Here is a 14186-nt window from a genome sequence, read left to right on the forward strand (position 1 = left end):
AAATAATCAGTGATTCAAGTGATATATAGGCGATAACTCCTTGCCTGTAAAAATAATTATTAAATATTACATACTTCGATGACTTCATCTTGATATTGGAGGTAAGAGAATGACAACAAATTTAATAGAAAGATATTCGACTATTGAGCCACATGGCGGCTTTTTGGTGAATAGAGAAGTGAAAGGAAAAGAAAGGGACGAGTTATTGGCTAAGGCTCAGAATTTGGCTTCTCTTACTTTAACAGCTTGGAGCTTGTCAGACTTAGAACTGATTGCCATTGGCGGATTTAGTCCTTTGACCGGTTTTATGGGCAAAGAAGATTATAACCATGTGATGAATGAAATTCGTTTGGCTAATGGATTGGTTTGGAGTATTCCTATTACATTGCCAGTATCACGCGAAGAAGCAGACTCGTTTGAAATTGGACAAGATATTGCTCTTAAGGGTGAAGATGGTGTTATTTATGGACTGCTTCATCTAGAAGAGAAGTATACTTATGATAAAGTGCTTGAAGCAAAAAAGGTATATGGGACAACGGATGAAGCTCATCCTGGAGTAAAAAAAATCTATGAAAAAGGTGAGGTTTATCTGGCGGGGCCTATTACTTTGTTAAACCGTCCTGATCATGGTCAATTTAACGATTATTACAAAGATCCCGCAGAGACTCGTAAGATGTTTGCCGATCTCGGATGGAAGACGGTTGTTGGTTTTCAGACCCGTAATCCGGTCCATCGTGCCCATGAATATATTCAAAAGTGTGCCCTTGAGATCGTGGATGGATTGTTGTTAAATCCACTCGTAGGAGAAACGAAATCAGATGATATCCCAGCAGATATCCGTATGGAGAGTTATCAGGTCATATTAAAGAATTATTATCCCCAAGATCGTGCAAGGTTAGTCATTTACCCTGCGGCCATGCGTTATGCTGGCCCAAGGGAAGCCATCTTTCATGCGTTAGTACGTAAAAATTACGGATGTACCCATTTTATTGTAGGTCGGGATCATGCAGGAGTTGGAGATTATTATGGCACGTATGAAGCCCAGGAAATCTTTGATCAATTTAAGCCCGAAGAAATTGGAATACAAATATTGAAATTTGAACATAGCTTTTTCTGTAAAAAATGTGGGAGCATGGGAACCCAAAAAACATGTCCTCATTCTAAAGAAGATCATTTGCATTTAAGTGGGACAAAGGTTCGCGAGATGCTGAGAAATGGAGAAGTACCACCTGCCGAATTTACTCGTCCTGAAGTAGCAGAGGTTTTAATCCGTGGGATGAGAGAACATAACTGAACAAGTTCTGGAACTTAAGGAGTTATCTATGTCAATACAAATCGGTATTGTCTTAACGGTTATCACGGTCATGACAGCTTTACTTGTAAAAGAGGTGGCAAGGCCAGAGATTATCGTATCGTTTTCTGTCACGGTACTCTTGCTGTTGGGTATTATTACCCCAGCTGAAGCGTTGCGGGGGTTCTCTAACGAAGGTATGGTAACCATTGCATTATTATTTATTGTTGCAGGTGTTGTGCAACAAAGTGGACTTTTAAATCAGATCGTACAAAAAATACTTGGAAATGGAACTCGTCCCAGATTGGTTCTGTTACGAATGATGGTTCCTGTTACAGGAATGTCTGCTTTCATGAATAATACACCCATTGTGGTCATGTTAATGTCATATATAAGAAAATGGTGCAGTGAACACCAAATTTCCCCTTCAAAGTTTTTATTGCCTCTTTCATATGCGGCTATTTTTGGTGGGCTTATCACCTTAATAGGAACATCGACCAATCTTGTTGTTCATGGTTTAATGTTAGAAAATGGCATGAAGGGGTTGGCGATGTTTGAACTGGCGATTGTGGGTGTTCCAGCGGCACTTTTAGGTATTATCTATATGATGACGATTGGCTATAAGCTGCTTCCTGAGAAAGGTACCATAGAAGAAGCCCTTAAGGAAAGCAGTCGTGAGTATCTTGCTGAGGTGGTCGTAGAACCTGATTCAGTAGTGATTGGAAAAACAATTGAAGAAGCAGGGTTGCGGAATTTGACAGGACTTTACTTGATTGAAATAATTCGTAATCATGAACGAATAACACCAGTCCCGTTTTATGAAGAAATTCAATCAGGAGACAGACTGATTTTTACAGGGATTGTATCTACCATTGTCGAATTACAAAATATGAAAGGACTTAGAATAGAAACAGGTTCGGAATTAAATATAGATCAATTAAAAAATGGACATGCCCAGTTAGTAGAAGCGGTTGTCTCACATCATTCAACCCTTTTACATAAATCGATTAAACAGAATAACTTTCGAAGTAAATATGATGCTGCAGTGGTTGCAGTGCATAGAAACCATGAAAGAATTCAAAGTAAAATTGGTGACATTGTGTTAAAACCAGGAGATGTGTTGCTGCTTTTAGTTGGAAAAGACTTTAAAAAGAGATGGAATCAATCCAATGACTTCTATTTAGTTTCTCAAATAGAAAAACCGAACATGATTGATTCTAAGAAATCAAAAATCGCAATAACCTCTTTGGTAGCCATGATTTTGCTAGCGAGTTTTAATATATTATCATTGGTAGAAGCAGCTATCGTGGCCGTTGCAATACTCGTCCTATCAAAATGTATCACCCCAGAAGAAATGAAGAAGTACATTCAATTTCATGTATTGTTGCTGATTGCCAGTTCGTTTGGAATCGGAATCGCTTTAGAAAAAACAGGGGCTGCAAAATGGATTGCATCAAATATGATTACAATCGTAGATAATTTTAGCATGATCGGAATGCTTATTGTGATTTATTTATTAACAAACATCTTCACTGAAATCATTACGAATAGTGCAGCTGCAGTCATGATGTTTCCCATTGCAACAGCACTGGCAAATGAAGCAGGGGCCGATCCAATGCCTTTTATTATTACGTTAGCAATTGCAGCCTCTGCTAGTTTTGTTACACCAATCGGATATCAGACGAATCTCATCGTATATGGACCTGGTGGGTATCAATATAAGGATTATGTGAAAGTAGGGGTACCCTTAAGTTTAATATATATGGTTGTTACAGTTTCTATCGTTAATCTAGTTTGGTAAATGGAAAGGAAATCATGTGGAGGGTGGATGATACAAATGCTTACGAAATCAGATAATCTAGTATGGCATGATTCAAGCGTAAAAAAAGAAGACCGACATCGCTTGAACGGACACAGAAGTGGAGTGATCTGGTTTACAGGTTTATCTGGATCTGGGAAATCAACATTAGCCAATGCAGTAGATAGAGAACTCTATAAACATAACATTCGTTCTTATGTTTTGGATGGCGATAATATTCGTCATGGATTAAATCGTAACCTTGGTTTTAGTCCAGAAGATCGCCAAGAAAATATTCGTCGCATCGGTGAAGTCTCTAAATTATTTGTTGATGCCGGTTTATTTGTACTAACGGCATTCATTTCCCCGTATAGAAATGATCGAGAGATGGTACGAAGATTGCTGAATAATGATGAGTTTATTGAAGTTTATGTGAAATGCTCAATTGATGAATGTGAACGACGCGATCCCAAAGGGTTATATGAAAAGGCCAGAAAAGGTGAAATCAAGGAATTCACAGGGATTTCAGCTCCATATGAAGAACCTATAAATCCTGAAATCATTATTGAGACGGATAAACAATCGTTAGAAGAATCAGTGGCACAGGTGATGGAGTATTTAAAAGGCTTGTATGATCTGAAAATGTTGGATAAATAAAGCAGGTCATTAATAAAATGAAAAACAAAAACGGGAGTAAATGATCATGTTGAATATAGATATCCAAAAAGTGATTGAAATCGCGAAAGAGGCTGGTCAAGAAATATTAAAAATCTATCATACGGATTTTTCTGTTCAAAAGAAAGAAGATGATTCACCTTTAACGGCTGCTGATCAAGCATCTCACCAAGTCATTAGTAAAGAGTTAAGTGCTTTGTACCCTGATATCCCAATTTTATCCGAAGAAGGTAAAGATATCCTATACAAAGAGAGAATAAATTGGAAACGGTTTTGGCTCGTGGATCCCTTAGATGGAACAAAGGAATTTATTAACAGAAATGGAGAGTTTACTGTTAATATTGCTCTTATAGAAAATGGATATCCTGTGTTAGGGGTTATTTATGTGCCTGAGTTTGATATCTTGTATTACGGTACTCAGCAAGATGGCGCACTTAAAATTAATCAAAATGGAGATGTAGAAAAATTAAAAGTAAAACAAGTTGAAAGTGATTCATTTACTATAGTAGAAAGTCGCTCTCATCCTTCAAAGGAATTGGAAGAATGGATGAAAGAGATCAAGAAGAAATATGGTAACATAGAGAGAGTGAAGCGAGGAAGTTCATTGAAGTTTTGTGCAGTCGCTGAGGGATTAGCTGATCTTTATCCAAGATTAGGTCCTACCATGGAATGGGATACGGCAGCTGGGCAGGCCATCGTGGAAGCGGCAGGGGGATGTGTCGTTACACTAGAAGGAAAGCGATTGTCTTATAATAAAGAAAGCTTAAAGAATGGTGGGTTCTTGGTTTCGAAGAATTCAGATGTTCAGGCCCCAAATCTGTCTACGATTCAGAGCTCTAATTGATCTTCTACTCTTGAATGTTACAGGAATCGATGGAAGAAGATGAGAAGGGGAAGTTATGGAAGCTATAATGAAAAAATATACAATATATTTAAAGACATTTAAAAAGTACTCATATTTACTTACAATACTTGTAAAAAAAGACGTAAAGAAAAAATATAAAGGCTCCTATTTAGGAATACTATGGAGCTTATTAAATCCACTCCTTAATATGATTGTTATTACCATTGTTTTCTCTACGTTGTTCGGAAGGACCATTGAAAATTTTCCGGTATATTTATTAAGTGGATTATTATTGTTTGGATTTTTCTCTTCTAGTACGACTACCGCAATGAAATCAGTAATTCTTTCAGCTAATTTAATAAAGAAAGTGTATATACCTAAATATATTTTTACATTATCGAATATCATATCTAATTTTATCTTTTTTGCAATTTCACTTATTGATTTAGTTTTGATTATGGTGGTAACAAGAGCAGACATTACGATGAATGTCATTTATGCGCCCATATACCTTATACTATTATTCCTTTTTAGCTGCGGCGTGAGCCTTATCCTTGCCACAATCACCGTATTTTTTAGAGACTTAGAATATTTATATGGAGTTTTAATCACTGCATTAATGTATGCCTCTGCTATTTTTTATCCAGAAGAGATCATACCTGAGAAATACCAATTTATATTGACATTAAACCCAGTTTATTATTTTATTAGTGGATTTAGAAATGTCGTGTATTACGGGTTACCATTAGAACTAAATAATCTATTAATTTCTTCTGCTATAGCTGTTATTAGTATGATCGTCGGCATCTTAGTATTTGAAAAAAATCAAGATAAATTCATTCTATATATATAGGAAGGTTTACATGGAGAAAGTAGATATACATGTTGACAATGTCACGATGAAATTTAGGGTATCCAATGAGAAAGTAGATAGCTTAAAAGAGTATTTCCTAAGAGTTATAAAGAAAAATGTTCGCTATTCTGAATTCCATGCATTAAAATCTATAAGTTTTAAAATATATCGTGGCGAGCGTGTTGGAATCATAGGACATAATGGAGCAGGAAAGAGTACTTTATTAAAGATTATTTCTGGTGTTTTGAAACCTTCTGAAGGAAAAGTTTCTGTAAATGGTAGTATTGCTCCTCTTTTAGAATTGGGTGCAGGATTCGATCCGGAACTTTCCGGGGCAGAGAATATTTATCTTAACGGCGCTATTCTTGGGAAAACAAAGGAATATATGTATAGTAAGTACAATGAAATCGTAGAGTTTTCAGGTCTTGGAGATTTCATTTATACCCCACTGAAAAACTATTCATCAGGTATGAGAGCCAGACTTGGCTTTTCAATTGCTACTCAGGTTGATCCAGATATTTTAATAGTAGATGAAATTTTAGGGGTAGGAGACGAACAATTTAGAAAAAAAAGTTCAGACAAAATGATGGAAATGATAAATAGTGGGAAAACAGTCATTATTGTTTCACATAGCCTTAACCAGATCAAACAACTTACCGATAAAGTGATATGGCTTCATAAAGGTGAAATTAAAGAAATTGGGGAGACGAAATCTATTTGTAGTGAGTATCAAAAATTTATGGCTCTTAATCAGTAAATAAACTGTATTAAAAAATTGGGTAATAGCTTTGAACTTAATCCAAGTAAAATATAGAGAAATATTTGGAAATTAGGTATAGGGCCATCATATTTGTCAAACACGCTCGGAATTTTACGCCAATGATTTCGATATAGATGAGATTGTTTTCTCAGTTTTGTTTTATAGCATATTGATTATTATTATTTTATAAAAGATCTTGAATGAGTAGTAAGGAGGAATAGATAAATATGGGCAGTAATAGAAAACATCACGTGATTATTACTGGAACGGGTCGAAGTGGTACTACTTTTCTTGTAAAATTGCTAACTCGTTTAGGATTTGATACAGGATTTACAACTGATTATTTACCACAAAAATGGTACAAAAGGTCATATTCAATATATAATAATTCTATGGGAGGATTGGAACATCACGGGTTAGGAGGTAATTTACCATACATAATAAAAAACCCGAAACTAATGTGGGAATTACCTAAGTTGCTTAAAAATAATTCAGTCGTAATTGACCATGTCATTATACCCATCAGAGATATTCATGCCGCTTCTGAAAGTCGACGTGTAAATGTTAAAAATGCACCTGAAATTAAAGATCCGAGAATGGTGCCAGGTGGCTTAGAAGGAGTAAAGGACCCACAAAAACAAGAAGAGTTTTTCTTAGAAAAATTTTATGAGTTTTTTCATTTTCTTTCCACATATAATATTCCTGTGACACTGCTTCAATATCCTCGTCTAGTTTCTGATTCTGAGTATTTATATCACAAGTTATCTAAGATTTTTAAGGGCATAAATAAGGAAGATTTTGATAATGTCTTTAATGAGATATTAGATCCTAGTCTCGTACACAAATATAATAATAATGATACTTACATAACCAATATTTATGATGATAGTTATAATATTTCAGTAGAAACTACAAGCAATTATTTAGAGAATATTGAGTTAAAAGAAATAAGAACTAAGTTACTTCAAGCTGAAGATACATTAGAAGATATATTAGAATTTAGAAAACCGAAGGAAGTTTATGCTGAACTTTTTTTTAAAATTGATGATGAATATACCCAAGAAAATAGTATTGGGAAATACGTGAATATTACAGATGAGGCTATTACTTTTGATTTCGAAGAGCCAAAGGAAATTGATGGTTTAAGATTTGATCCCTGTGATGACGAATGTGTTATTTGTGTTAATACGGTGGTTATTAAATCAAATGGAAAAAAATACAATTTAGATATTGTTTCCTCTAATTATGATTATAAGCAAAAAAATAATGGAGTTTTGTTGTACTTTTTGAAGCCAGATCCTCAGATCCTTTTTTCTTTTTCTGGTACCGTGGAGTCTGTTACCTTATATATAAGTTATCTTGCCATTGGCAAAACTGAAAGCTATGCTCTTGCCTTGCCTTTAATAAGAGAGAGTTATAAGACCTTAAAGGTAAAAGAAAGCGAATTAATACAAACATATAAAACACTTAAAGATACTGAAGAACAATTAGACACAGTAAAATCAGAGTTGGCAAACACTAGAGAGAAGTTAAATAAAATAAATATGGATTTTATAGAAATTGTTAAGGATAAAGAAAATCAATTAGCACAAATAAGTAACACTTTAATAGACACTCAAAAGGAACTCACTAAGTTAATGATAGAAAAAGAACAACTCGTTATAGTGCAAAAGAATGAACAAGAGGAACTCAATAGGTTATTGACAGCAAAAGAAGTGCAGATTGAAGAACAACAAAAAATGATATATCAGTTAAATAAAATAAAAATGGAATTTATAGAAATCGTTAAGGATAAGGAAAACCAGTTAACACAAATAAGTAATACTTTAATAGACACTCAAAAGGAACTCACTAAGTTAATGATAGAAAAAGAACAACTCGTTATAGAGCAAAAGAATGAACAAGAGGAACTCAATAGGTTATTGACAGCAAAAGAAGTGCAGATTGAAGAACAACAAAAAATGATACATCAAATGGAGAAAACAATAGAAGAAAAGTTAAAGAAAATAGAAAAATTAGATATTTTAATTACAGAAAGAAATGAATATATAAATTTAATTTTTTCTACACTTTCGTGGCGGATAACGAAACCACTAAGGTTTATTGGTAGAGTATTAAAAGTAATAAAAGGAAATATTAAAAAAGCTATAAAAAGGATAGCTAAAGGTATCTATTATTTCTTCCCGTTACCAAGAAAACAGAAGATTTTATTAAAAAATTGTTTTTATAAATATACAAAGTTCTTAATGAAAAACACTGAAATGTATAAAATATGGGAAGCTTCGTATAAAAATAACAATGATAATATTAAAAATGAGATAGATACAGTTGGCAAAAGTGGAGAACCGTTTTCAGAAATAATAAATAAGGGTCATGATAAGGGTCATGAGTCACAGACTGTAATCATTGGATATCAAGATGTTATGAAAGAACATGATTCCAAGAGTATATATTACAAAGATTTTACAAAGAATGCATATCATTTATCTGAAAATGATATTAAGTTAATAGCTTTCTATTTACCACAATTTCATCCTATTAAAGAAAACGATGAATGGTGGGGAAAAGGATTTACAGAATGGACCAATGTATCAAAAGCATTACCACAGTTTAAGGGGCATTACCAGCCACATTTACCTGGAGAATTAAATTTTTATGATTTGAGAGTTCCAGAAGTAATGGAGAGACAGGTAGAGCTTGCTAAAACATATGGTATATACGGATTTTGTTTCTACTATTATTGGTTTGACGGGAGAAGGATTTTAGAGAAACCACTTGATCAATTTGTTGAAAGTGATCTAGATTTCCCATTCTGCCTTTGTTGGGCAAACGAAAACTGGACAAGAAGTTGGGATGGTGAAGAAAAAGAAATTCTATTAGAACAAAAATATAATAATGATGGCTTAAAACAATTTATAATAGATATTGAAAAATATATCACCGATTCTAGATATATTAGAATAGATAACAAACCTTTATTAATTATATATAGACCAGCATTAATACCTAATCTAAAGAATATTGTTTTGGAATGGAGAGCATATTGTAGAGAGATTGGTATTGGAGATATATATATCCTTGGTGTTTATGTTAAGTCATGGGGATTTTCAGATCATAAAAAGTTTGGTTTAGATGGGATGCTAGAATTTCCACCTCATTCAATGTATGAAACTGGTGCTACTTTAATGAATGACAAGATAAGAAGGCTTAATAAAGATTTTAATGGATTTGTATTTGATTACAAGGAATATGTAGAAAATGAAAAATACTTTAACAATAAAAATGTAAAAGAACTATTCAAAGGAATATGTCCGAGCTGGGATAATACTGCTAGAAGAGGAGAAGCTGCTACTATTTATCACGGAAGTACTCCTGAATTATATAAAAGTTGGTTAATCGACATTATTAATCACACAAAAAAAGTTTATCCAAAGGAAAAACAATTTGTCTTTATTAATGCTTGGAACGAATGGGCTGAAGGTGCTCATCTTGAACCTGATAGAAAATATGGCTATGCTTATTTAGAAGCAACACGTGAAGCATTAATCGAAACAAGAAAAAAAGAACATAGTAGAAAAATTATTTATGTGACACATGATACTCATTTTAATGGAGCACAATTATTATCTTTGCATATTGTTCAGGTTTTAAAGAATCATTTTGGATATCAAATTGAAATTATTAGTAAATCTGATGGGGTTCTCACCAAGGAATTTGAGAAGTATGGAAAGGTATATATTCTAAACGAGAACAAAGAGGTGTTAGATAAACACATCCAAAAACTTTATGAAAATGGCTTTAATATTGCGATTTGCAACACGGTTATTACTGGGGATGTTGCTGCAGCTCTTTCTGGCCACGGAATCAAGGTGATTTCATTGATACATGAGTTGCCAGGGGTTATTAAACAATATGATGCTATTGAAAATGCTCGAAAGATCTCCCAATCAGCTGAGAAAGTTGTTTTCCCATCCGAATATGTATATAAAAAGTTTTCTACAATCGTTGAAGTGGATCATGAAAAAAAAGTAATTCAACCCCAGGGATTGTATAAAAAAAATCCATTTAAGGGGAATTTAGAAGAGGCAAGAATAAGATTACGTCGGGAATTAGGTCTTCCATTGGATTCGAAAATTATATTAGGGGTTGGATTTGGTGATAAACGGAAAGGCATTGATCTTTTTGCCGAAGTTGCGTCTATTGTAAGGAAAACGCAAGGAAATGTTTATTTCTTATGGGTTGGGAACCTTGAACCAAATATAATGGAAACCATAAAATTATCTCATAAAAAGGAAGTAATCTTTATCAAAGCTACTTCAAATGTAGGCTTATATTACGCTGGAGCAGACATATATTTATTAACTTCTAGGGAAGATCCATTTCCGTCTGTTGTTTTGGAAGCAATGGATGCGGAAACTCCTGTTATTGCATTTAAGAATGCGGGTGGATTTTCGGATATCGTCTCCGATCAAACAGGCTCATTGGTTGAATATCTAAATACCAATGAAATGGCAAAGGAAGTCACCCATTATTTACAGAATGAAGAACTATGCAGACAAAAAGGGAGAGCTGGAAAATTACTTGTAGAAGAGAAATTTGATTTTATTAGTTACGTCTATGTGTTATTGCAGTTGCTAGGCCATGAGTACAAAAAAGTAAGTGCAATAATACCTAATTATAATTATGAAAAATATTTAAAAGAAAGAGTAATGAGTATTATTGATCAAACCTATCCAATATATGAATTAGTGTTTTTAGATGATAATTCCAGCGATCAAAGCGTAAAAGTATTTGAAGAAATGATTGGGTTAATGGAAGAAAAGGGTATCAGGGTCGTTAAATCGGTTAATGAGCAAAACTCAGGCTCAGTTTTTAAACAATGGATGAGAGGAATCTCACTGACTTCAGGTGACTATATTTGGATTGCCGAAGCAGATGATCTTTGTTCAAACCTGTTTTTGGAAGAGGTTATGAAGCCGTTTTATCAAGATAGCAAAGTGGTGTTAAGTTATACTCAATCGAAGCAGATGGATCAGGATGGCAATATTATCGCAGATAATTATCTGGAATACACAAAAGAAATAGATTCCGAAAAATGGAATCATTCCTATATTATTGATGGAAAAGAAGAGATAACTGAAGCCCTAGTTATTAAAAATACGATTCCTAATGTTTCCGGGGTAGTTTTCAAGAAATTTGAAATCAATGAAGTTGCTCGGGATATCATTGACTTTAAAATTGCAGGCGATTTATTCTTTTATGTATGGTTACTACAAAAAGGGAAAATAGCTTACCTAAACATCTCGTTGAATTATCACCGAAGACATACTAACAGTGTAACAAAAAGTGAAAATAACATGTTGCATTACAATGAGGTAACAAAAATGCAAGACTATATTTTAAGCAGATTTGAGGTATCACAAGAAATGAAAAGAAAAATAGAAAAATATCGAGAATTTTTGAAGATATATTTAGGATTAAACAATTCTGTAAGGTCTACACCTTTAAACTCTGAAGAAAATATACAAGTAAACTTGGAAACAGAGGATAAAAAAGATGATTTAAAGATTAAAAGATATATTCAATGTGGTGCTGAATATCGAGTCTATCCACATCCATCAAGCGACCCATATCAAAATCATGTAGCTACAGGATACAATACTGGAAATCTTTATATAGGGTACGCAGTTCATCATTTTTTTAATACGAAAAATAAATTTAATATGTGGAAACCACTCTCTGAAAAAGAAGTAGAGGAAATAAGGAATTCTGCTGATGTAATAGTAATGGGAGCTTCGAACTTTATTAATGAAAGGTCAGACTTTGAAATAACTGCGGAGAACTTACAGAAACTAAAAATGCCAATTATTGTTCTTGGAATTGGAGCACAAGCTCCTAATGTATCTGTTAAAAAAATAAAACTAACTAAAGGTACTGAGAAGTTCTTACATCTGATAAGTGAGTATTCAGAATCAATAGGAGTTAGAGGAGAGTATACTGCTGAATTATTAAATAACTTAGGTATAAAAAATACTACTATTATTGGTTGTCCTACTTATTACTTGAGTAAAGATATAAACTTTAAAGTAAAAATGCAAAAAATTAATCATGATGATTCATTGCGTCCGGCACTTAATTATACAAATATTAGACAAAAATGCGATGAAATTATTATTAAGTATGCCTTTAATAATAAAATTGACGTAATTGGTCAGACTGAATTTATCGAAGACTATTGGAAGAAAGGTATAGCTATTAATCCCAATAATTCAATTGTTGCTTCCCTTGAAATACAAAAGGAACAACTTTATAAAAAGATACTTGGAACAAATACTGATGTTATTAAAGCTTATTTTAAAGACCATTTTAGTCAATATTATGATATTGATGAGTGGGCTGAACAAGTAAAAAAGTATAATTTCTTTTTTGGGACTAGATTTCATGGAAACATGATTGCGATACAAAATGGTATTCCGGCCTTATTAGTAGCTCATGATTCTAGAACGAAAGAATTGGCCGAGTTCTGTAATATCCCTTATTTAGAAGCAAAAAATTTGACAGAAGATATTAACCTTACAAGATTGTACTCCGAAATGGATTATAGCAAGTTTAATGAGGAGTATCCTATTAAATTCAGAAAATATGTGGAGTTTCTTAAACTTAACAATGTGACAGATGTTGATTCACTACTTGTTAGTTCAACTTTCTCACACCTGAATAGCTAACAAATTATTGAGATACGTGGGTAACTGTAATTTAATAAACTCAATGAAACTATGTTATATTAACGAAATAGTATCGTTTTTTATGCATATGTAAATGCGGACAAATGTCTAAACATATGCGTGAGGACAATGGATTTACATTATTTTCTTAGACTGCAGGAAAAAATTAAATTAAAGGTAGCTATGTTTATGAGTCATCTAATCAAGAAAGATATATTGGAGGAATCACCACTAAAAGAGAATGTTCTGGTAGATATTCTATTATCCACTTACAATGGGAGTAAATATTTGCAGAAGTTAATGAATTCAATCATTAACCAAACTTATCAAAACTGGAGACTGCTTATTCGGGATGACGGATCAACAGACGGTACAATCAACATCATCCACAATTTTGTAAAGCAGTTTCCTACCAAAATAATTTATATAGAGGATCAGTATAACAATTTAGGCCCAAGTCAAAGTTTTTCCAAACTAATCGAATATTCGAATGCCAATTATATTATGTTTTGTGATCAGGATGACATTTGGTTAAATAATAAGATTGAATTAATATTAGAGAAAATGCTGCAACTTGAAAAGGAATTTCAAAATAAACCGCTTTTAGTTCATACGGATCTGACTGTGGTAGATAAAGACCTTCAAGTAATTTCAAATTCCTTTTGGAAATATCAAAAGCTTAATCCAGCATATAAAAACCTTAATCATCTTCTGATCCAAAATATAGCCACCGGCTGTACCATGATGATGAACAAACGATTAAAGGAATTGGCACATCCAATTCCTGATAAGGCAATCATGCATGATTGGTGGATTGCATTAGTTGCCAGTATATATTCTGGGATATACCATATTAATGCATCAACAATATTATATCGCCAGCATGGTGAAAATAATACAGGTGCTAAAAAATACTCTCTTCATTATTTTTTAAGTAGAAGTGGAAAGGCAAACGAATCGATGAAGAGAATTATCCAACAAGGGGAACAATTGAGCATTCGATATAAAGATCAATTAAATAAAGATCAATTTAAGCTGGTAGAAAGCTTTATAACCCTTTTTCATAAGAATAGATTTGCTAGATTAATGGATATATTCGTTTATCGCTTTAGAAAGCATGGGTTTTTACGAAACGTTGGCTTGATCATAACTGTGTTTTTTTTAAGATGCAAAAGCGATGAATAAAAATGATGGTTTAACATGGACTTGGGAAATATCCCTAAATTGTTTATCAGGAGTT

7 protein-coding genes and 3 pseudogenes are annotated in these 14186 nt (G+C 33.2%); all 10 read left to right on the plus strand.

What is annotated here, in order from left to right; all coding sequences use genetic code 11:
* Positions 1-109: 109 nt before the first annotated feature.
* Entirely contained in the window at positions 110-1294 is a 1185-nt protein-coding gene (sat, locus tag L1765_RS04510; RefSeq protein ID WP_236405459.1) for a sulfate adenylyltransferase, read from the plus strand.
* A gap of 28 nt (positions 1295-1322) precedes the next feature.
* Positions 1323-3092 carry an SLC13 family permease gene (locus tag L1765_RS04515; protein WP_236405460.1) on the plus strand — a complete coding sequence of 590 codons (1770 nt, stop codon included), beginning with the start codon at positions 1323-1325 and terminating at the stop codon, positions 3090-3092.
* A gap of 36 nt (positions 3093-3128) precedes the next feature.
* The gene (gene cysC, locus L1765_RS04520) at positions 3129-3746 is read left to right on the plus strand and encodes an adenylyl-sulfate kinase (protein WP_236405461.1); all 618 of its coding nucleotides are present in this window, start codon (positions 3129-3131) and stop codon (positions 3744-3746) included.
* A 46-nt stretch (positions 3747-3792) separates the two neighbouring features.
* Complete coding sequence (gene cysQ, locus L1765_RS04525; protein WP_236405462.1) at positions 3793-4608, plus strand: 3'(2'),5'-bisphosphate nucleotidase CysQ; 816 nt, start codon at positions 3793-3795, stop codon at positions 4606-4608.
* A gap of 55 nt (positions 4609-4663) precedes the next feature.
* On the plus strand, positions 4664-5461 hold the full coding sequence (locus L1765_RS04530) for an ABC transporter permease (protein ID WP_236405463.1): 798 nt from the start codon (positions 4664-4666) through the stop codon (positions 5459-5461).
* 10 nt (positions 5462-5471) lie between these two features.
* Positions 5472-6218: an ABC transporter ATP-binding protein gene (locus tag L1765_RS04535; protein ID WP_236405464.1), complete on the plus strand. Its 747-nt coding sequence runs from the start codon at positions 5472-5474 to the stop codon at positions 6216-6218.
* A 2426-nt stretch (positions 6219-8644) separates the two neighbouring features.
* Positions 8645-9742, plus strand: a pseudogene (locus L1765_RS16080) (glycoside hydrolase family 99-like domain-containing protein); the annotation flags it as partial.
* Positions 9743-9766: 24 nt separating this feature from the next.
* Positions 9767-11695, plus strand: a pseudogene (locus tag L1765_RS16085) (glycosyltransferase); the annotation flags it as partial.
* A 255-nt stretch (positions 11696-11950) separates the two neighbouring features.
* Positions 11951-12946: pseudogene (locus L1765_RS16090) on the plus strand (polysaccharide pyruvyl transferase family protein); the annotation flags it as partial.
* Positions 12947-13075: 129 nt separating this feature from the next.
* Positions 13076-14131, plus strand: a complete 1056-nt coding sequence (locus L1765_RS04545; RefSeq protein ID WP_236405466.1) for a glycosyltransferase family 2 protein — start codon at positions 13076-13078, stop codon at positions 14129-14131.
* Positions 14132-14186: the final 55 nt, after the last annotated feature.

The organism is Microaerobacter geothermalis, from assembly GCF_021608135.1.
GTDB classification, from domain to species: domain Bacteria; phylum Bacillota; class Bacilli; order DSM-22679; family DSM-22679; genus Microaerobacter; species Microaerobacter geothermalis.